The following is a 21,097-nucleotide window of genomic DNA, read 5'->3' on the forward strand; positions in this document are numbered from 1 at the left end:
TCGTCATTCTTTGCGGCTTTTTTGGTACACTGCGAAGCCTGATAAGCCGCCAATGCCCTGTTAAACCAGGCATTAACCGAGGAAGCAACTATGTTGATGGTGATCTCTCCTGCCAAGACGCTGGATTATGAAAGCCCGCTGGCGACAACGCGTTTCACCCAGCCTGCGCTGTTAGAAAAGTCACAACAGCTGATTGAGATTGCGCGCGATCTGTCACCCGCCAGCATCGCCTCGTTAATGGGCATCAGTGACAAACTGGCGCACCTCAATGCCGATCGCTTTAACAGCTGGCACCCCGACTTCTCACCTCAGAATGCCCGTCAGGCTATCCTGGCGTTTAAAGGTGATGTCTATACCGGTTTGCAGGCCGACACCTTCAGCGAACAGGATTTCGATTTTGCTCAGCAGCATCTGCGCATGTTGTCGGGCCTGTATGGCGTGCTGCGTCCGCTCGATCTCATGCAGCCTTACCGGCTGGAGATGGGCATTCGTCTGGCGAATCCGGCGGGTAAAGATCTCTACACCTTCTGGGGCGATCTCATCACTGAAACATTGAATGCCGCACTGGCAAAACAGGGTGATGAGGTGCTGATCAACCTCGCGTCAGACGAATATTTCAGGGCGGTTAAGCCGAAGAAACTGCAGGCACAGCTGATTAAGCCGGTGTTCCTTGATGAGAAGAACGGCAGCTATAAAGTCATTAGCTTCTATGCCAAAAAGGCGCGTGGATTGATGAGTCGCTATGTGATTCAGCAGCGTCTGACAACGCCGGAACAGCTTAAGGCGTTTGATGTGGATGGCTATCGTTTTGATGCGATCAGCAGCAGCGAGAGCGAGCTGGTCTTTAAGCGCGCGGAGCAGTAACAAGCGCGCGGAGCAGTAACGCCCACGCACTCTACCTGCCATAAACAGGCTTCCCGTAATCCGGGAAGCCTTTCACCGCATTACTTCAGCAGGAACGCCCGCAGCGAGGCGAAGTCACCCTTCATCTGATGCGACAGCAGCGGCAGATCGGCGCGCTCCGCTAACTCCGGCGGCAGCGTCAGGGTCTGCTCAAGAATCGCTTCCACGCTTTCGCGGAATTTCGCCGGATGCGCAGTGCCGAGGAACAGACCGTATTCGCCTTCCTGCAGCTGATCGCGCAGCAGACGCCAGGCGATGGCAGCATGTGGCTCGGAAACGTAGCCAATTTCCGCCAGTTCACGCATGGCAGCGCGCGTGGTCTCATCAGAAACCGCACCACAGGCGAGATCGGTTAAGCGCCAGGTTTTACGGCGGAACAGCTCTTCCACACGCGGCCAGTTGTTAGGCTGGCTGACATCCATGGCGTTCGACAGCGTAGAGACCGTCTGGTTAGGCTGCCACTCGCCGTTGCCGAGGAAGCGCGGCACCGTATCGTTAGCATTCGTGGCAGCGATAAAGCGTTTGATGGGCAGACCCAGTGATTTCGCCAGCAGACCGGCCGTCAAATCACCAAAGTTGCCGCTCGGCACAGAGACCACCAGCTGATTGCGTTTTTCCTGTGGCAGCTGTGCGACCGCCTCAAAGTAGTAGCAAATCTGCGCCAGCAGGCGGCTGATGTTGATGGAGTTAGCCGAGTTCAGGCCAATCGTCCGCTTCAGCGCTTCATCATCGAACGCCTGTTTGACCAGCGACTGGCAGGCATCAAAGTCGCCGTCGATAGCGATGGTTTCAATGTTGCCGCCCAGCGTACAGAAGAGTTTCTCCTGCAGCGGACTGATTTTGCCCTGCGGATAGAGGATCACCACACGCACGTTCTTCATGCCGTAGAACGCGTGCGCCACAGCCGCACCGGTATCACCAGAGGTGGCGGTCAGAATCGTGATCTGCTCATCAGAGCCTGAAACATACGACAGCATCTGCGCCATAAAACGGCCGCCGAAATCTTTAAATGCCAGCGTCGGGCCGTGGAACAGCTCCAGACAGGCGATATTTTCGCTGACAGCTTTTACCGGGGCCGGGAAGGCAAAAGCGGCTTTAACACGCTCCTGCAGCTGCTGGGCCGGAATCTCGTCACCAATGAAAGCCGAGAGAATTTTGCTGCTGCGGCTGACAAAATCCATCTCCAGCATCGCGTCGATGTCGGTCAGTTCAAACTCTGGCAGTTCCAGCGGAAAGAACAGACCCTGCTGCGACCCCAGACCCTGTTTCACCGCCTGGGCGAAGCTGACCTGCTCGTTGTGATCCTTAAGATTGTAGAGTTTCATGCGTTATCCCAATTGTCGTGCGCCAGCCGTGTCGAGACGGCAGATATGGACGAAGCCTTCATCATTCTGCAGATAGTGCTGGCTCAGCCAGTCAGCCATCCGCTGTGCCGTTTCCATCTGATTGCAAACGGCGAAAAGTGTCGGACCAGAGCCTGAGATACCGCACGCCAGTGCGCCAATATCTTTCGCGGCCTGCCGCGCCTCGGCGAAGCCAGGCAGCAGTCGGGTCCGGTAGGGTTCTGCAATCACATCCTGCATCAGTTTAGCGGCCAGCTGCGGCTGACGCGTATGACAGGCGTGAATGAAGCCGGCCAGCAAACGGCCATGTTTGATACAGTCCTCTTTGCGGTACTGCGCCGGTAAAATAGCGCGCGCTTCTGCGGTTGAAACTTTGATGCCCGGATAGGCCATCACCCACAGCCAGTCGTCAAAGCCCGGCACCGCCTGGCTGATGATCTCATTTTCCTGCAGCATCAGCTGAATGCCACCGAGGAAGCAGGGAGCGACATTATCATAATGCACGCTGCCGGAGATCCGCCCTTCCAGCTCGCCCATCAGCGTCAGCAATGTGCTGTCGCTGAGTGGCTTGCCGCAGAATTCGTTCATCGCCATTAATCCGGCCACCACCGAGCAGGCGCTGGAACCCAGACCGGAGCCGATGGGCATATTCTTCTCCAGAGTCATCGCCACCGGGATCGCTTTGCCCACCGTCTCGCAGAAAAGCTGCCAGCACTGATAGACAATATTCTCTTTCGGATCGGCGGGCAGCTTGCTGACAAAACGTCCGGCGTTGGTCAGAGAAAACTGCTCAGCTGCTTCCACAGAGACACAGTCACCCAGCAGGGAGCCATCGACCGGCGACACCGCCGCGCCCAGCACATCGAAGCCGACGCTGACGTTGCCAATCGAGGCCGGTGCGTAAATTTTTACCATGATTAAACTCCCAACTTCCATGACAGCGTACGCAGCAGATCGGCAAAAACACCGGCCGCTGTGACATCATTTCCTGCACCGTATCCACGCAGCACCAGCGGAATCGGTTGATAGTAACGGCTGTAAAACGCCAGGGCATTCTCGCCGTTTTTCACTTTATAGAGCGGATCGTTGCCGTCAACGGCGTCAATCTTCACTTTACAGACGCCACCCTCTTCGATCACGCCCACGTAGCGCAGGACTTTGCCCTCATTCTGCGCTTGTGCAACGCGGTCGGCAAAGGCGTTATCCAGCTCGGGCAGACGCTGCATAAACTGCTCAACATCCTGAATTTCGGTCAGACTGGCGGGCAGCAGCGGCTCGATCTCAATATCACTCATCTCAAGCTGATGACCCGCTTCACGCGCCAGGATCAGCAGCTTACGCGCCACATCAGTGCCAGCCAGATCGTCACGCGGATCGGGCTCGGTGAAGCCCATCACACGCGCCATGTTTGTCGCCTGCGACAGCGAAACGCCTTCATCCAGCTTGCCGAAGATAAACGACAGTGAGCCAGAGAGGATGCCGGAGAAACGCAGCAGTTCATCACCCGCGTTCATCAGGTTCTGCAGGTTTTCGATCACCGGCAGTCCGGCACCGACGTTGGTATCGTAAAGGAATTTACGACGCGATTTGGCCGCGGCGGCACGCATCTGCTGATAGTAATTCCAGGATGACGTGTTGGCCTTTTTGTTCGGCGTCACCACATGGAAGCCTTCGCTGAGGAAGTCAGCATACTGATCGGCAACGGCCTGGCTGGAGGTGCAATCCACAATCACCGGATTGAGCAGATGATACTCTTTTACCAGACGGGTCAGACGGCCCAGGTTAAAGGGCTCTTTGGCTTCGGCTAATGCCGACTGCCAGTTGCTTAAATCAATACCGTGAACGTGGGTTAACAACGCCTGCGAGTTAGCGATACCGCACACACGCAGGTCGATATGCTTTTTCTTCAGCCACGCCTGCTGGCGATGCAACTGATCCAGCAGCGCACCACCGACTCCGCCGACACCCACCACAAACACTTCGATTACCTGATCGGTGGCGAACAGCATCTGATGCACCACGCGCACGCCGGTGATCACTTCGTCATTATTCACCACGACCGAGATAGAACGCTCAGAGGAGCCCTGCGCTATCGCCACGATATTGATATTGGCGCGTGCCAGTGCCGAGAAGAATTTTGCTGAGATGCCGCGCAGGGTGCGCATGCCATCACCCACTACCGAGATCACCGCCAGGTTTTCAATGATATCCAGCGGATCGAGCAGCCCATCTTTCAGCTCCAGATAGAACTCCTCTTCCAGCACATGACGCGCCCGCGCCAGCTCGCTCTGCGGCACGCAGAAACTGATGCTGTATTCGGAAGAGGATTGGGTGATCAGCACGACAGAGATGCCGGTACGCGACATGGCCGCAAAGACTCTGGCCGCCATTCCGACCATCCCTTTCATGCCGGGACCGGAGACGTTCACCATCGCCATATTATTCAGGTTAGTGATGCCTTTTACCGGGCTTTCATCCGGCTCGCCTTCGGCACCAATCAGGGTGCCGGGTGCCTGTGGATTGGCGGTATTTTTGATCAGGCAAGGGATCTGGAACTGGGCAATCGGCGCGATGGTGCGGGGATGCAGCACTTTGGCACCGAAGTAGGAGAGCTCCATCGCCTCCTGATAGGACATCGACTTCAGCAGACGCGCATCCGGCACCTGACGCGGATCGCAGGTATAGACGCCATCTACATCGGTCCAGATTTCACAGCAGTCGGCGCGCAGACAGGCGGCCAGCACAGCGGCTGAATAGTCTGAACCGTTGCGGCCCAGCACCACCAGCTCGCCACGCTCATTACCGGCCGTAAAACCCGCCATCAGGATCATGTTTTGTGGTGGAATTTGACTGGCTTCGATGCGGCGGGTCGATTCGGCAATATCAACTGTGGATTCCAGGTAGTGGCCAATTGCCAGCAATTTCTCCACCGGGTCGATCACGCTGACCTCATGGCCGCGTGCCTGCAGCAGCGCTTCCATGATCGCAATCGAGAGTTTTTCTCCGCGACAGATAATCGCTGCGTTAACGCTGTCCGGGCACTGTCCCAGCAGGCTGATACCGTGCAGAACCTGTTTTAACTGCGCAAACTCAAGGTCAACGCGGGTTTTGAGTCGATCAAACTCAAAGCCCGGCTGTGCATCAGCCAGTCCCTGCAGCAGCTCGCTGAAAATGCGTTCGGCGTCGCTGATATTCGGCAGAGCGTCCTGACCACTGATGGTTTTTTCAATCATCGCCACCAGATGGTTAGTGATCTTTGCTGGCGCAGAGAGCACGGTTGCAACCTGTCCTTGTTGCGCATTACTTTCCAGAATGTCAGCGACGCGAAGAAAACGTTCCGCATTCGCTACCGAGGTCCCGCCGAATTTCAGCACTCGCATGATATAAACTCTCCTGAATTTAAGCCGAAAAAAAAGCCCGCACTGGTTAGGTGCGGGCTTTTTTTCTGTTTTTCCTGTATGCGTCAGCCCGCACCGTTACCTGTGGTAATGGTGGTGGTAATAATTGTGGTGTTCAGGCTGATTTTACGCATTTAGATTTATTGTCTGTCTGTTTTTGTCTGTCCGTCTTGCGTCCAGAAGTAAAGCAAAGCGCACGTTAAGTCAACCCGATTTGTCCGGTGGACAGATTTCAACCACTGCGCACAGCCACCGCTGAAACCGTAAAACGCTATGCGATCGTTTGCCATGCTGAAATCCTCTGCGATCTGTTGCTGTAAAATCAGCTTTTTGCCGAGGATTTATCTGTGAGTTTTTTTTCAATATCGTGCAGCAGACGGTGCAGCATCGCACTGTCGCGCTGTTCCAGCAGACCTACCCGCTGATCGATCCAGTCTGACAGCTTCTCATCATCACTGACCTCCAGTTGCGCCAGCAGCTGATGGAATCGCTGGCGCAGCGCCTGTAACTGCTGACCATCGGCGGCAGACGCAACAGGCGCCTCAACCTGATTCAGCGTCGAGAGTTGATAGCAATAGACCATCACCGCCTGACCGAGATTCAGTGAAGGATAGTCATTCGCCATCGGGATGCCCGTCAGCAGGTCGACCTGTTCCAGCTCTTCGTTAGTCAGCCCGCTGTCTTCGCGGCCAAATACCAGCGCCATACTGTTGACCCACTGACGCTTCTCCAGCAGTTGCGTTTCAACCTGTTCAGGTGTGGCGTAGTAACGAAACTTTGCCCGGCTGCGCGCAGTGGTTGCGACAGAAAAATCGATATCCGCTAACGCGTCAGCAAGGGTAGCAAAGGTCTGAATGTTATCAAGAATGTCGCCAGCACCATGTGCCACACGCCGCGCAGCAGGATCCTGCCAGGCGTCGCTGGCCACGATGCGCAGCTGGCTGAACCCCATGGTTTTCATGGCACGCGCCGCAGCGCCGATGTTTTCTGGCCGCGCAGGCGAGACGAGAATCAGTGGGAAAAGCATATTTAATCCATTGGTCAATTTATCTAACGTCATATTAACATGGCTCTTAAAGATTCAGGTGCCAGAAGGTAATAAGAAAATTGTGGATTAATGATGTCAAAACTGGTTAAAACTGATGGCCTGAACCTTTTTATGGGCAGAAGGCGTTTTATTAAAAAAAACGTTATTTATCCATTTAAATTCAATAAGATAAAATGTGATTCCCAGCCGGTTCAATTCTGGCCTGCATGAGTTGAAAATGTAACGAAAATGATGCTTTTTGTGAGCTAAACAGGCATTCTGCGAGAAGTTTTTCACAAAAGTGTTAACGTGCTACAATTGCATTTGATATAAGTCAACGAAGCGTTGTTTTTATGCTTATCGGTTGTAGTTGGTGCTGTTAGGTTGCTGTTAATACAGTTAGGATATGCGCCATTATCATTAACGCCCGGGGCATGCAATTTTCATCCTGACTGGCTGAGCTAATACTGTTGTTGACGTTGATAGATGGCTTATCAAAATATGATTTCGTACAACGGTTCTGCGCGGCCCGCCGCTCTCGATGATGGAGAACGCCATACCGCTGTACGCCCTGTTTTCAATTTGTTGGCAAATTTTAGGTAGCTAAACATGCAGACCCCGCACATTCTTATCGTTGAAGACGAACTGGTCACGCGTAATACCCTCAAGAGTATTTTTGAGGCGGAAGGTTATGTGGTGTATGAGGCGACTGATGGTGCTGAAATGCATCAGGTGCTGACCGACAATGACGTTAACCTGGTCATCATGGACATCAACCTGCCTGGCAAAAACGGTCTGTTGCTGGCCCGTGAACTGCGTGAGCAGGCCAATGTCGCCCTGATGTTTCTGACCGGCCGTGACAACGAAGTCGATAAAATCCTCGGTCTGGAAATTGGCGCTGATGATTACATCACCAAACCGTTTAACCCGCGTGAGCTGACTATTCGTGCCCGTAACCTGCTGTCGCGCACCATGAATCTGGCTATGCCAGGGGAAGAGCGCCGTCAGGTAGAAAGCTATAAATTCAATGGCTGGGAGCTGGATATTAATAGCCGCTCTCTGATCAATCCAAACGGCGAGCAGTATAAACTGCCACGTAGTGAGTTTCGCGCCATGCTGCACTTCTGCGAAAATCCGGGCAAAATTCAGACCCGTGCCGACCTGCTGAAGAAAATGACCGGCCGCGACCTCAAGCCGCACGATCGCACCGTCGATGTCACCATTCGTCGCATCCGTAAGCATTTCGAATCCACGCCGGATACGCCAGAGATCATCGCCACCATTCATGGTGAAGGTTATCGCTTCTGCGGCGACCTGCACGAGTAAGTGCTTGTTTGATGCAGCAAATAAAAAAACGCCTCCTGGGGCGTTTTTTTATGTTCAGTGCCACGGCATTATGAATGCCACAACATTATCAGTGCCACGGCATAATCGGCACGGCGCTGAGCGCATTTTTCGGTGAGCCATCAACCACTTTATCGGAATAGGTCAGATAGACCAGCGCATTGCGCTTTTTGTCGTAGAAGCGGACAACCTGCAGCTTTTTGAAGATTAAAGAGGTGCGCTGGCGAAATACCACTTCCCCCTCTGCTTTGCCCTGTGCAATTTTATCACTCACTTCAACCGGACCGACCTGCTGACAGGAAATGGCGGCATCAGAGGTATCCTCTGCCAGCCCCAATCCGCCTTTGATTCCCCCGGTTTTTGCCCGGCTGATATAGCAGGTTACATTTTTAACGTCCGGGTCATCGAAAGCTTCAACAATAATCTTGTGGTCAGGCCCGAATATCTTGAAGACCGTATCAACAGAGCCAATCTGTTCGGCAAAAAGCGGGCTGGAAAAGGTCAGCGTAGTCAGCGCAGCGATCATAAGTCGGGATATTGTCATGGAGTTACCATTGCAAATGGAATAGATGAGAATGTAATGTACTGTTAATCGATACAATGACCAAACCAAAACGGGTTTTAGCCCGTACTGATTTAGCACAACCTTCCCCGAGAAACGTCCCACGTCTTTTGAGCAATGAGTGCTAATATTCTTCGAATGCGTTTAGCTGCACCACCAGAGTAGAGGATGTTTTATGGACCAAGCCGGTATCATTCGCGATTTGCTTGTCTGGCTGGAGAGCCATCTGGATCAACCCCTTTCACTGGACAATGTTGCCCAGAAAGCGGGTTACTCTAAGTGGCATCTGCAAAGGATGTTCAAAGACGTGACCGGGCACGCAATCGGCGCCTATATCCGTGCCCGTCGTTTGTCTAAAGCCGCCGTGGCGCTGCGCCTGACCAGTCGCCCGATCCTGGACATCGCACTGCAGTATCGTTTTGATTCACAACAGACTTTTACGCGTGCATTCAAAAAACAGTTTGCACAGACACCGGCCTGGTATCGTCGCTCTTCCGAATGGAATTCATTCGGTATCCGTCCCCCGATTCGCCTGGATGATGAGACGCAGCCGGAACCGGCTTTCGTCAGCCTGCCGGAAACGGTGCTGGTGGGACAAACCCAGAACTACACCTGTATTCTGGAGCAGATTTCCAGCTACCGCGATGAAATGCGAATGCACTTCTGGAAGCAGTTCCTGCTGGAAACGGACACGATTCCGCCGGTGCTGTATGGCCTGCATCAGGTGCGTGCCAGCCAGGACAAAGATGACGAGCAGGAGATTCTTTATACCACTGCGGTGCCTGCTGACAGCGCGGTGAACCTGCATTCTGGCCAGAAGGTTATTCTGGAAGGTGGCGACTATGTGCAGTTCACCTTTAACGGTCCGCGTGTCAATTTGCAGGAATTTATCCTGCTGCTTTACGGTACCTGCATGCCAACGCTGGGGCTGACCCGCCGTGAAGGGCAGGATATCGAACGCTTTTATACCCATGGCGGTAAAAAGCGCTCGGAGCCACCGACTGAGATCCGTTGCGAATATCTGATTCCGATTCGCCGCCAGCAGGCTGAAGCCAGCTAAGTTTAAGGCTGTCGTCATCGTGACGGCAGCCTTAAGCAATCAGCGTTGCAGCTCGTCGAGCGCAGGCGCATCCAGATGGGAAATATCCCCCGCCGTCTCTACAATCCAGCCTTCTGCCAGCCAGGCGCTCTGCTGATAATCCACACGTGAAATAGAGCAGTTACGCAGGCGCAGGCGACGTTCCGCATAGGCGGGCAAACCCAGAATTGTACTGACCAGAGACCCGAGCGCCATACCGTGGCTGACCAGCAGCGGACGGCTTCCGGCAGGCAGATCGAGACAGGCATTCAGCGCGGCGTGCATGCGCGTCGCCATCTCCGTCATCGACTCTCCTTCAGGGATACGGCCACCTTCGGTCCCGTTGACCAGTGCAGCGCGCCACTGCTCCTCTTCCGTCGTTAAGCCATCCAGCGGACGCTTCTCCAGCACACCCATATTCAGTTCACGCAAGCGCGCATCAAGCGTCACTGAGCAACCGCAGGCATCTGCGATAATCTCGGCGGTGCGACGCGTGCGCCCCAGATCGCTGGCAATAATGTGCGTGATGCCCAAATGCTTCACGCGCTCACCCACCTGCCAGGCTTGTTGCTCACCTTTTTCCGTCAGCGGACTGTCGGACTGACCCTGAATACGGCGTTCCGCATTCCATACCGTTTCACCGTGACGAACAAGATAGACCTGTAGCATGTTAGTTTCCGTTATACTGCGACAAAAATCGCTTTAGACCCTGTTCCATCAAACGTCATTGTTGCAGACATTCCAGACACAGGCAGCGCGGAACAATCCGGCGTACACGCAGTACGTGAGGGTTGTCAGCACAGCCCGGGTTCAGAATGACAACGAAAACAGCCGGATGGGTCAGGCGCTTAATCATCTGAGGGTTTAATCAATTATGTACCATGTTGTCGCAGCCACAACCAACCCAGCGAAGATTCACGCGATTGCTCAGGCTTTCAGCGACGTTTTCGGCGAGGGATCCTGCCATATTGAAGGGGTCGAGGTCGATAGCGGCGTTGCTGCACAACCGTTAACCCATCTCGAAACGCGAACTGGCGCACGTCAGCGCGTGATGAATGCCCGGCAGGTCCGACCAGAAGCGGCATTCTGGGTCGCCATTGAGGCGGGCATCGAAGATGACAGCGCATTTGCCTGGATGGTGGTGGAAAATCAGAAACAGCGTGGCGAGTCGCGCTCGGCCAGTTTCACCCTGCCTCCGGTGGTGCTGGCGGGTCTGCGTGAAGGCCGTGAACTCGGCGAAGAGATGGCGCGATTAACCGGCATCGACAATATCAAACACAAGGGTGGCGCAATCGGGGCGTTTACGAACGGCCTGCTCAGCCGATCCAGTGTCTATCATCAGGCACTGATTCTGGCGCTCTGCCCGTTCGTTCATCCGCTCTATCAACAGTAATCAGGCGCGTCCCAGACGCGCTTCCAGCCAGCGTTTCAGCTCCGGCGGCGCCTCTTTCAGGCTATTAGACCCACGGGTAATCGTCGCGATGCCGACGCCGAGCTCATTTTTTAGCTCGCGCTGGCTCATCTCGCCATTCATTAACTCTTCGATAATCCGCAGACGGGTGCCGAACGCTTCCCGCTCATCGGGCGTCATCATCAGTTGCATCAGAGGCAGTGCGTGGCCATCTGCAAAGGCCTGCTGCATCAGCACGACAAAGCGCTGCCAGCTATCTTCTGCCGGATGTGCATCGGTAGAGAGGGAATCAGAATGGGTCATGAAGAGGCTTCCGTACTCGCTAAAGAGTACGGAAGCTTAGCACAGCTAGTAACGGCGATTCCACTCAGCATCTGACAGGATCTTGTCAGGCTTGCCCATGAAGTAACGATAGTAGGCGTCATACGCCAGCACACTCTTCACGTAGCCGCGCGTTTCAGAGAACGGAATGGTCTCAATAAATGCTACGGCGTCGAGATTGCCCGCGCTGGTTTTCAGCCAGCTTCGCACCCGGCCCGGCCCGGCGTTATAGGCCGCTGAGGCGAAAATCCGGTTCTGGTCGAACTGCTGATAGACATACTCCAGATACTGCGTACCAATCTGGATATTGGTTTCCGGATCAAGCAGCTGGCTGGTGTTGCTGTAGCCAGGTATATCGTACATCTTCACAGTATGCGCCGCCGTGGCAGGCATAATCTGCATCAGACCACTGGCGCCGACCGGCGAACGCGCTTTCGGGTTCCAGGCGCTCTCCTGACGCGAAATCGCCATCGCATAGCTCGGTGGGATCTGCTTCACCTCGGTATTTCGCTCATAGACACTCCGCCACGCCAGCGGGAAACGCTCTTTCAGGCTGTCCCACATTTTGGCGGTGATAGTCGCCTGCACGCTGAGATCCCACCAGTCCTGCTCGTTGGCGTAGCGCGCCAGCATCTGCTGCTGCGTATGCGTCCGGCTGCCGATAAGATTGCTCCATTCGCTACGGGCCAGGTTATCCAGCCCCCAGTACATCAGCTCGCGAACGCGGGCCAGCTCGGGTCCCTGGAGGGTGGCGCTGTCAGGCTTCGGCGCTTCATCAATCTGCAACGGATAGTCTACGCCCAGCCGCTGAGCAGCCACCATCGGATAGAAGCCGCGTTCTTTCATCAGCTTGCGCAGGATCTCTTCCGCTTCCTCTTTACGATCTTTCTCAAACAGCAGATCGGCCTGCCAGTACTGCCACTCATCTTTCTCTTTGGCTTCCAGCGGCAGACGAGCAATCCAGGTGTTCAGGCCGCGTCGGTCATGCTGAGAGAGCGCCAGCCGCACCCGGCGTTCCACCAGCGCGGTAGACTCGCTGTTCATCACTACTGCATCGCGCCAGCGTGCCTGCTCAGAGGTGAGATCGCTGCCCATCATGCGCCAGACCACAATCTCCTTCAGCGCCTGCTCATCTTCCGGCCCCATTTTCTGGGCCCGGACCAGAATCGGAATCAGGCTGCGGGCATTTTCCATGTCCTGCCGCGCCACACGCGTAAAGGCGTAAATGGTGGCCTGACGGGTAAAGTCGGTTGGCCCCACGGCACTGGCGAAGGTGCTGACGGTTAACGGATCCTTTTGCAGGGCCTGTATCGCGTCAGACATGGTCTGATAATCGGCAGGCAGCGTCTTCGCCAGATAGCTCACCAGGTTGTCATTACCGGCTTTCATCGCCAGCCGGATACGTTCCAGGATAGTAATCGGCGAAATCTGACCGGACGCCTGCCAGACCGAGAAGAGCTTATCGCAATCCGCAGGCAGCGCCGTGCCACGCAGCCAGATCTGCTTCGCGCCATCAAACGCGGCCTGCTGCTGCCCGGTGGCCCATTTGGCGTAATACCAGTTGCAACGCGCCTGCACCGGCTTGGGTTCGGTCGGGCTGAAGTTCAGCACGCCCTGCCAGTCCTGTCGGTAAGCCAGCACGTTGATAAAGCGGGTGCTGAGCGATCGCGCGGGAGGCAATGTCGGGTACTGGCGAATAAAGTTCTGCACGGCCAGGGTGGTCTCCTGATCGAGATCCTGAGCCAGCAGGCGATATTGCAGATAAGGATAGAGCGGATAGTCCTGTAGCGTAGGCAACAGCTGATCCACGGTGGCCATCTGGTTACTGTCCCAGGCCTGTTTAATTTGTTGATAACGTTGCCGTTGTTGATCAAGCGAATCGGCCCATGCGCTGCTGGCCGAACCGACCAGGCAGATCCCTATCATCCAGTTACGCCACTTCACCACGTAAATCTCCTCTGTTGCTGGGGCCGGCAACTTGCCAGACAGTCTTCATGCTAACCGGGCCACCGCACTCTTGCCATGTTCTTCACAAAATTTACGCATACAGACAGTTAACGCACCGTCATCGCTCAGCGTACGCGCCGTGATTGTGCAAATTATCATCAGTAAATCTTATTACCCAGCGATTTAAACTGTTGAATCATTGCGTTAAAAACTGGCACACGCTTTGCTCTGTTGAATTCCATCTTGTATACCAGCTGGAATTCTTCGTATGACTTCTACCTTCGGCCTGACGCTTCCCGCCTGGCAGCAGCGCACTCAGCAGGCACCACAACAGATCCGTTCGCTGCTGAGTGCGCACCTGGCAGCGCTCGACACACACGATAATGCCTGGATCTATCTGGCGACACCTGACCAGTTAGCGGCACAGATTGAACCGCTGCTGGCAGACTATGAACGCGATCCCGCGTCGCTGCCGCTGTTTGGTGTGCCCTTCGCCGTAAAAGATAACATTGATGTCGCAGGCTGGCCGACCAGCGCCGCCTGCCCTGCGTTTACCTATACCGCCAGCGAAGATGCGGTCGCCGTCGCCCGGCTGAAAGCCGCTGGCGCAGTCGTCATCGGTAAAACCAACCTCGATCAGTTCGCAACCGGCCTGGTCGGCACCCGCTCGCCCTATGGCGCGGTCAGTAATACCTTTGACGCTGATTACGTCAGCGGTGGCTCCAGCTCTGGCTCGGCATCGGTGCTGGCGCGCGGACTGGTCGCTTTTTCACTGGGCACCGATACCGCAGGATCGGGCCGCGTGCCGGCGGGCTTTAATAATATCGTCGGACTCAAGCCGACCAAGGGCTGGTTCTCTGCACGCGGCGTGGTGCCCGCCTGTCGCCTTAACGACACCATTTCGGTATTTGCGCTGACGGCAGAAGATGCGTTTAGCGTCGCCAGTATCATGGGTGGCTACGATGCCGGTGATGCCTATTCGCGTATTAATCCGCGCACCGCCCCAGCCAGCCTGCCGCGTCATCCCCGTTTCGCTATTCCGGCGCACCCGGCGTTTTTTGATGATGCTGCCGCTGAAGCGGCCTGGGATCAGGCACTGGAAGCGTTGCAGGCGGGCGGCGCGACGCTGCACCCCATCGACTTCACGCCGTTCCGGACGCTCGCTGAACAGCTCTACTACGGTCCCTGGGTTGCCGAACGCACAGCGGCGGTGGGTGAGATGCTTGACCGTCCGGCGGAGATGGACCCGGTAGTGCATGAGATCGTCACCAGCGGCCTGAAATACAGCGCGGTGGACGCCTACAAGGCGGAGTATCTGCGGGCCGAACTGACGCGTCAGATTCAGGAGACGCTGGCACAGTTTGATGCGCTGGTGGTGCCGACCTCACCCACCATTCACACCCTGGAGGAGATGAAACAGGAGCCGATTTACTTCAACTCACAGTTCGGCACCTACACCAACTTCACCAATCTCGCCGACCTCTCTGCCCTGGCGCTGCCCGCACCGTTCCGCAACGACGATCTTCCGGCAGGCATCACGCTGATTGCACCCGCCTGGCACGATCGGGCGCTGGCGGAATTCGGCCTTCGCTGGCAGCAGCAGCTCGCCCTGCCGCTGGGCGCGACCGGTCAGCCGTGGCCGACCCGATCCACAACCTTACCTGTCTCACCTGACCACGTCCGGCTGGCGGTAGTGGGCGCGCATCTCACCGGCATGCCGCTCAATTTCCAGCTCACCGAACGCAATGCCGTCTGGGTGGAAGAGACGAAGACCGCGCCACACTACCGCCTCTTTGCCCTGCTGGAAGGTGCAATCAAAAAACCGGGCCTGATGCGTGACGAACAGGGAGCGGCGATCACCGTTGAGCTGTGGGATATCCCACTGGCCCGTTTCGGCGAGTTTGTGGCGGAGATTCCGGCCCCACTGGGGATCGGCAGCCTGACGCTGGCCGATGGCCGCGTTGTTAAAGGCTTTATCTGCGAAGGCTCAGCGCTGAAGAGTGCGCTGGAAATCACTGAGACGGGCGGCTGGCGCAACTGGCTGGCATCACAGGGGAGTCACTGATCATGTTCACTACCGTACTGATTGCCAACCGCGGCGAAATTGCCTGCCGCGCCATTCGGACCCTGAAGCGCCTCGGCGTGAAAAGCGTCGCGGTCTATTCAGACGCTGACCGCAACGCGCAGCACGTTAAGCAGGCGGATATCGCCATCGCCCTGGGCGGCGAGAAGGCCAGCGACAGCTATCTGCGCATCGACAAAATTCTGGCAGCAGCGCAGCAGAGCGGCGCGCAGGCTATCTGGCCCGGCTACGGATTTCTTTCTGAAAGCCAGGCGTTTGCCGACGCCTGCAATGCGGCAGGTATCGCCTTTGTCGGCCCCACCGCGCAGCAGATTGGTGAGTTCGGCCTGAAGCACCGCGCTCGTGAACTGGCCGCCAGCGCGGGTGTGCCGATGACGCCCGGCACACCCCTGCTCGCCTCGCTGGAAGAGGCAATGCAGGCAGCTGATAAGATTGGCTATCCGGTGATGCTGAAAAGCACGGCGGGCGGCGGCGGCATTGGCCTGACGCGCTGCGCCGACGCCGATGCGCTCGCCAGCGCCTGGGAGAGCGTGCGCCGTCTTGGTGAGCAGTTTTTCAGTGATGCAGGCGTATTTCTGGAACGCTGTATCGATCGCGCCCGCCACGTTGAAGTTCAGATTTTTGGAGACGGCAAAGGCAACGTGGTGGCGCTGGGCGAACGCGACTGCTCACTGCAGCGCCGCAACCAGAAGGTGGTGGAAGAGACACCGGCGCCCGGCCTGTCGCAGGCCACGCGTGACGCCCTGCTCGCCTCGGCGGTGCGGCTTGGCGAGCAGGTCAACTACCGCAGCGCAGGCACCGTGGAGTATATCTACGACGTCAGCCAGCAGGCCTTTTACTTTCTTGAAGTGAACACCCGCCTGCAGGTGGAGCATCCGGTCACCGAATGCGTCACCGGCCTCGATCTTGTGGAGTGCATGTTGCAGGTGGCGGCGGGCGATGCAGTGGACTGGTCACGTCTGCAGCAGGCGCCGCAGGGCGCAGCGATTGAAGTGCGGCTCTACGCGGAAGATCCGCTGAAGAACTTTCAGCCCAGCCCCGGCCTGTTAACCGGTGTCACCTTTCCTGACGGCGTGCGGGTCGACAGCGGCATCGAAACCGGCAGCGAGGTCTCCAGCTTCTACGACCCGATGATCGCCAAGCTGATTGTGCATGCCGACACGCGCGAGGCGGCACTGGAAAAACTTCATCATGCGCTGGATGCGACTCAGCTGCATGGCATCGCCACCAACCTCGACTATCTGCGCCAGATCACCCGCAGCGACGCGTTTCGCAGCGGCAACGTCTGGACGCGCTATCTCGACAGCGTTGTGCCTGCCGCCTCCGTGGTGGAAGTGCTGCAACCCGGCACCTTCAGTTCGGTGCAGGACTATCCCGGCCGCCTCGGCTACTGGGATATCGGCGTGCCGCCTTCCGGCCCGATGGATGATTTCGCGTTCCGTCTGGCAAACCGAATCGTGGGTAACCACGAGGCAGCAGCAGGCCTGGAGTTTACCCTGCAGGGGCCGACGCTGCGTTTCCACTGTGATGCCATTCTGGCGCTGACCGGCGCGGACTGCGACGCCCGGCTTGATGGCGAACCGGTCAGCGCCTGGCAGCCGCTGGCGGTGAAAGCGGGACAGACCCTGGCACTGGGACGCGCCCGGCAGGGCTGCCGCAGCTATCTGGCGGTGCGCAACGGCTTCGACGTGCCGGAATATCTGGGCAGCCGCAGCACCTTTTCACTGGGCCAGTTTGGCGGTCACGCCGGACGCACCCTGCGGGTGGCCGATATGCTGGCAATCTCCCGGCCTGAACGGGCAGCCTGCACTACACCGGCCCCGGTCAGCGATCCGCAGCCGCTTGATGCGACGCTGATTCCCCACTACGGCAGCGAATGGCGCATCGGCGTGCTTTATGGCCCGCACGGCGCACCGGACTTCTTCACCCAGGCCGCCATCGACGAATTCTTTGCCAGCGACTGGCAGGTGCACTACAACTCCAACCGCCTCGGCGTACGGCTGGTGGGTCCGAAACCAACCTGGACCCGCGCCAACGGTGGCGAAGCAGGCCTGCATCCCTCCAACGTTCACGACTGTGAATATGCCATCGGCGCGGTCAATTTCACCGGCGACTTCCCGGTGATCCTGACACACGACGGCCCGAGCCTGGGCGGCTTCGTCTGTCCGGTGACCATCGCCAAAGCCGAGCTGTGGAAAGTGGGCCAGGTCAAACCGGGCGACACCATCCGCTTCCACCCGATTACCGCAGACGATGCACTGGCGCGGGAAAAAGCGCAGATGCACCTGATCGATACCCTGCGGCCGGATCATCCCCCGACCTTTGCCGTGCCGTCGCTGGCTGAAACCGCCCACGGCTCCGCCACGATTCTGTCCGCCATCGAGGCCACCGGCAGCACGCCGAAAGTGGTCTATCGTCAGGCCGGCGACAAATATGTGTTGATTGAGTATGGCGACAACGTGCTGGATCTGGCGCTGCGTCTGCGCGTGCACCTGCTGATGAATGCGCTGACGGCGCAGGCGGAGCCAGGCGTTGAGGAGCTATCGCCAGGCGTGCGCTCACTGCAGGTACGCTACGACAGCCGCATTATTTCACAGTCCGCCCTGATGTCGCTGCTGCTGGCGCTGGAAGCGACGCTGGGCGATGTCAGCACGCTGAAAGTCCCGTCGCGCGTGGTGTGGATGCCGATGGCGTTTGAAGACAGCGCCACGCTGGGTGCGGTCAGCCGCTATCAGGAGACGGTGCGTGCCAGTGCGCCCTGGCTGCCCAACAACGTGGACTTTATCCAGCGCATTAATGGCTTAAGCAGCCGCGATGAGGTGCGCGACACCCTGTTCAACGGCAGCTATCTGGTGCTGGGGCTGGGCGATGTTTACCTCGGCGCGCCCTGCGCCGTGCCGATCGATCCGCGCCATCGCCTGCTGAGTTCCAAATACAGTCCGGCACGTACCTTTACCGCCGAAGGCACGGTCGGCATTGGCGGCATGTACATGTGCATCTACGGCATGGATTCGCCCGGCGGCTATCAGCTGGTAGGCCGCACGCTGCCCATCTGGAACACCTTCCTGAAGAATCCGCAGTTCACAGCCGATGCGCCGTGGCTGCTGCGCTTCTTCGATCAGGTGCGCTTCTATCCGGTGAGTGAAACCGAGCTCAACCAGCTGCGCGAAGATTTCCGTGAAGGCCGCGCCAGCCTGCGCATCGAAGAGACGCAGTTTGATTTTGCCGCGCACCAGCAGTTCCTCGCCGACCATGCCGCTGAGATTGCGGACTTCCGTCAGCGCCAGGCGACCGCCTTTGAACAGGAAGTGCAGTTATGGGCGCAGGAAGAACAGAACGCACCGGCGGCAGATGAAGTGCCTGACAGCGTGGGTGAAGTGGATGAAGGCGGACTCGCGGTGCAGGCCGACCTCAATGGCAACATCTGGAAAGTGCTGGTGCAGCCGGGCGACGAGGTCAGCGCCGGACAGACGCTGATTATCGTCGAGGCGATGAAGATGGAGCTGGCGATTGTCGCGCCGCAGGCCGGTCGGGTGACGCGGATCGCCTGCCAGGCGGGCCGCCCGGTCAGCCCTGGCGATACCCTGCTGTGGCTGGAATAAGGAGCGCCGATGACAACCCAACCTCAATCCCCTAAAGCGCGCCCGGAAGCGCTGGCCGAACGGGTCTATCAGGCGCTGAAGGCCGATATTTTCGCCTTTCGCCTGATGCCGGGCGATCGCTTCAGCGAAAGCGAAATCGCCGGACGGATGGCGGTCAGCCGCACGCCGGTTCGCCAGGCGCTATTCCGGCTGGAGCGCGAAGGCTTTGTCGAAGTCTGGTTCCGCAGCGGCTGGCAGATTAAAAACTTCGATTTTGCCTGGTTCGAATCGCTGTATGACCTGCGCACCGTGCTGGAGTGCGAGGCGGTAAAACGCCTCTGCGCCCTGCCCGCGCCTCAGTGTGCCGCGCTGTTACACGAACTCAACCAGTTCTGGTGTGAAGCGGAGGCGCTCACCGAAGGTCTGGTGGTGTCGCAGCATGACGAAGCGTTTCACATGGCGCTGGTCGCGGCCGCGGGTAACCCGGAGATGGCGCGCATACACGCCGAACTCACCGAGAAGATCCGCATCATCCGTCGGCTCGACTTCACCCGCGATGATCGCATCTGTGCGACTTATCAGGAACATGCTCAGATTTTACAGGCGATTTTTGCGCAGCAGACAGATGAGGCGCAACGCATCCTGACCGATCACATCGCTGTCAGTAAGGCGGAGGTCAGGAAGATCACACTGCACCGCCTCCAGCAGGCCCGGCTCCAGCTCACCGAATAACATAACAACCACTCAGGGGTTTAAATGATGAAAAGACGTTCGTTGATCAAGGCTTTCGCCCTCTCCGCTACCGTTGTCAGTATGGGTTTCGCCTGGAGTGCGCAGGCGGCTGACACCATCAAAGTGGGGATCATGCATTCGCTCTCCGGCACCATGGCGATCTCTGAAACGCCGCTGAAAGATGTGGCGCTGATGACCATCGATGAGATCAACGCCAAAGGGGGCCTGCTGGGGAAAAAGCTGGAGCCGGTAGTGGTCGATCCCGCCTCTAACTGGCCGCTGTTTGCCGAGAAAGCACGGCAGTTGCTGACCCAGGATAAAGCGGCGGTGGTGTTTGGCTGCTGGACCTCGGTATCACGCAAATCGGTGCTGCCGGTGTTTGAAGAGCTGAACGGCCTGCTCTTCTATCCGGTGCAGTATGAAGGGGAAGAGATGTCACCTAACGTCTTCTACACCGGCGCGGCGCCTAACCAGCAGGCGATTCCGGCAGTGGAATACCTGATGAGCGAAGATGGCGGCAGTGCAAAACGCTTCTTCCTGCTGGGCACCGACTACGTCTATCCGCGCACCACCAACAAGATCCTGCGTGCCTTCCTGCACAGCAAAGGCGTGGCAGATAAAGATATCGAAGAGGTCTACACGCCGTTTGGTTACAGCGACTATCAGACCATTGTCTCCAACATTAAAAAATTCGCGGCAGGCGGTAAAACGGCGGTGGTCTCCACCATCAACGGCGACTCCAATGTGCCGTTCTACAAAGAGCTGGCTAACCAGGGCATCAAAGCCACTGACATTCCGGTGGTCGCCTTCTCAGTGGGAGAGGAAGAGCTCCGCGGCATCGACACCAAACCGCTGGTGGGTCAGTTAGCGGCCTGGAACTATTTCGAGTCGATCGATAATCCGACCAACGCGAAATTTGTTGCCGATTACCGCGCTTACGCCAAAGCACATAACCTGCCGAACGCCGCCACCGTGGTGACCAACGACCCGATGGAAGCGACTTATGTCGGCATCCATATGTGGGCGCAGGCGGTGGAAAAAGCGGGCACGACGGACCCGGACAAAGTGCGGGCGGCAATGGCCGGTCAGACCTTTAAAGCGCCGGATGGCTTTACCCTGACCATGGACCAGACCAACCACCATCTGCATAAGCCCGTCATGATTGGTGAAGTGGAAGAGAACGGCCAGTTCAGCGTGGTGTGGCAGACCGATAAACCCGTGCGTGCCCAGCCCTGGAGCCCGTACATTGCCGGTAACGACAAGAAGCCCGATTACCCGGTGAAGACTGCGCAGTAATTTTCGTTGCTGATAAGAAAGCGTCACCCGCTGTAAAGCGGCAGCACGGCAGTGGTCATTCGACTGCCGTG

General features: G+C 57.3%; 17 protein-coding genes and 1 other annotated feature. Of the genes, 8 read left to right on the forward strand and 9 right to left on the reverse strand.

Features of this window, described 5'->3' with window-relative positions; all coding sequences use genetic code 11:
- The first annotated feature begins 90 nt into the window (after nt 1-90).
- Entirely contained in the window at nt 91-864 is a 774-nt protein-coding gene (yaaA, locus tag KTJ90_RS16215) for a peroxide stress protein YaaA (protein ID WP_003854844.1), read from the forward strand.
- An 80-nt stretch (nt 865-944) separates the two neighbouring features.
- Here the strand turns inward: yaaA and thrC are convergent, their stop codons facing one another.
- The 5 genes from thrC to KTJ90_RS16240 all read right to left on the reverse strand — a co-directional run bounded on the left by thrC (nt 945) and on the right by KTJ90_RS16240 (nt 6,671).
- Nucleotides 945-2,228: a PALP domain-containing protein gene (thrC, locus tag KTJ90_RS16220; RefSeq protein ID WP_499025439.1), complete on the reverse strand. Its 1,284-nt coding sequence runs from the start codon at nt 2,226-2,228 to the stop codon at nt 945-947.
- 3 nt (nt 2,229-2,231) lie between these two features.
- Nucleotides 2,232-3,161, reverse strand: coding sequence for a homoserine kinase (gene thrB / locus KTJ90_RS16225; RefSeq protein WP_003854848.1), 930 nt, complete (start codon nt 3,159-3,161; stop codon nt 2,232-2,234).
- A gap of 2 nt (nt 3,162-3,163) precedes the next feature.
- Complete coding sequence (gene thrA, locus KTJ90_RS16230; protein ID WP_499025441.1) at nt 3,164-5,626, reverse strand: bifunctional aspartate kinase/homoserine dehydrogenase I; 2,463 nt, start codon at nt 5,624-5,626, stop codon at nt 3,164-3,166.
- Nucleotides 5,627-5,652: 26 nt separating this feature from the next.
- Nucleotides 5,653-5,771, reverse strand: a sequence feature (Thr leader region).
- On the reverse strand, nt 5,710-5,778 hold the full coding sequence (gene thrL / locus KTJ90_RS16235) for a thr operon leader peptide (RefSeq protein ID WP_071591720.1): 69 nt from the start codon (nt 5,776-5,778) through the stop codon (nt 5,710-5,712). (Overlaps the previous feature by 62 nt.)
- 188 nt (nt 5,779-5,966) lie before the next feature.
- Nucleotides 5,967-6,671, reverse strand: a complete 705-nt coding sequence (locus KTJ90_RS16240) for a tRNA/rRNA methyltransferase (protein ID WP_003854850.1) — start codon at nt 6,669-6,671, stop codon at nt 5,967-5,969.
- A gap of 609 nt (nt 6,672-7,280) precedes the next feature.
- Here KTJ90_RS16240 and arcA point away from each other — a divergent pair.
- Nucleotides 7,281-7,997 (forward strand): two-component system response regulator ArcA, encoded by a 717-nt coding sequence (arcA, locus tag KTJ90_RS16245; RefSeq protein ID WP_003854852.1) that lies wholly within the window; start codon nt 7,281-7,283, stop codon nt 7,995-7,997.
- A gap of 88 nt (nt 7,998-8,085) precedes the next feature.
- On the opposite strand, the gene creA is transcribed toward arcA, so the two are convergent.
- Nucleotides 8,086-8,559, reverse strand: coding sequence for a protein CreA (creA, locus tag KTJ90_RS16250; protein ID WP_033743110.1), 474 nt, complete (start codon nt 8,557-8,559; stop codon nt 8,086-8,088).
- A gap of 193 nt (nt 8,560-8,752) precedes the next feature.
- Between creA and robA the strand changes: the two genes are divergently transcribed.
- Nucleotides 8,753-9,637, forward strand: coding sequence for an MDR efflux pump AcrAB transcriptional activator RobA (robA, locus tag KTJ90_RS16255; protein WP_003854854.1), 885 nt, complete (start codon nt 8,753-8,755; stop codon nt 9,635-9,637).
- Between the two features lie 39 nt (nt 9,638-9,676).
- Here robA and gpmB read toward each other — a convergent pair whose 3' ends face one another.
- Nucleotides 9,677-10,324 (reverse strand): 2,3-diphosphoglycerate-dependent phosphoglycerate mutase GpmB, encoded by a 648-nt coding sequence (gpmB, locus tag KTJ90_RS16260; protein WP_003854857.1) that lies wholly within the window; start codon nt 10,322-10,324, stop codon nt 9,677-9,679.
- A gap of 205 nt (nt 10,325-10,529) precedes the next feature.
- Here gpmB and yjjX point away from each other — a divergent pair, with 205 nt between their 5' ends.
- Entirely contained in the window at nt 10,530-11,048 is a 519-nt protein-coding gene (gene yjjX, locus KTJ90_RS16265; RefSeq protein ID WP_008925545.1) for an inosine/xanthosine triphosphatase, read from the forward strand.
- Here yjjX and trpR read toward each other — a convergent pair whose 3' ends face one another.
- The gene (gene trpR / locus KTJ90_RS16270; RefSeq protein WP_003854864.1) at nt 11,049-11,369 is read right to left on the reverse strand and encodes a trp operon repressor; all 321 of its coding nucleotides are present in this window, start codon (nt 11,367-11,369) and stop codon (nt 11,049-11,051) included. It abuts the gene before it with no gap.
- A gap of 45 nt (nt 11,370-11,414) precedes the next feature.
- The gene (gene sltY / locus KTJ90_RS16275; RefSeq protein WP_003854865.1) at nt 11,415-13,334 is read right to left on the reverse strand and encodes a murein transglycosylase; all 1,920 of its coding nucleotides are present in this window, start codon (nt 13,332-13,334) and stop codon (nt 11,415-11,417) included.
- 268 nt (nt 13,335-13,602) lie between these two features.
- Here sltY and atzF point away from each other — a divergent pair, with 268 nt between their 5' ends.
- The 4 genes from atzF to urtA are packed head-to-tail and all read left to right on the forward strand — an operon-like array spanning nt 13,603 to nt 21,026.
- Nucleotides 13,603-15,399 carry an allophanate hydrolase gene (atzF, locus tag KTJ90_RS16280; RefSeq protein WP_003854868.1) on the forward strand — a complete coding sequence of 599 codons (1,797 nt, stop codon included), beginning with the start codon at nt 13,603-13,605 and terminating at the stop codon, nt 15,397-15,399.
- Nucleotides 15,400-15,401: 2 nt separating this feature from the next.
- Nucleotides 15,402-19,019, forward strand: a complete 3,618-nt coding sequence (gene uca, locus KTJ90_RS16285; protein WP_078804762.1) for an urea carboxylase — start codon at nt 15,402-15,404, stop codon at nt 19,017-19,019.
- 9 nt (nt 19,020-19,028) lie between these two features.
- Nucleotides 19,029-19,730 (forward strand): GntR family transcriptional regulator, encoded by a 702-nt coding sequence (locus KTJ90_RS16290; RefSeq protein ID WP_008925542.1) that lies wholly within the window; start codon nt 19,029-19,031, stop codon nt 19,728-19,730.
- 27 nt (nt 19,731-19,757) lie between these two features.
- Complete coding sequence (urtA, locus tag KTJ90_RS16295) at nt 19,758-21,026, forward strand: urea ABC transporter substrate-binding protein (protein WP_033743125.1); 1,269 nt, start codon at nt 19,758-19,760, stop codon at nt 21,024-21,026.
- Nucleotides 21,027-21,097 lie beyond the last annotated feature (71 nt).

It is taken from the genome of Pantoea jilinensis (assembly GCF_019104105.1).
Classification (GTDB): Bacteria; Pseudomonadota; Gammaproteobacteria; order Enterobacterales; family Enterobacteriaceae; genus Pantoea; species Pantoea eucalypti.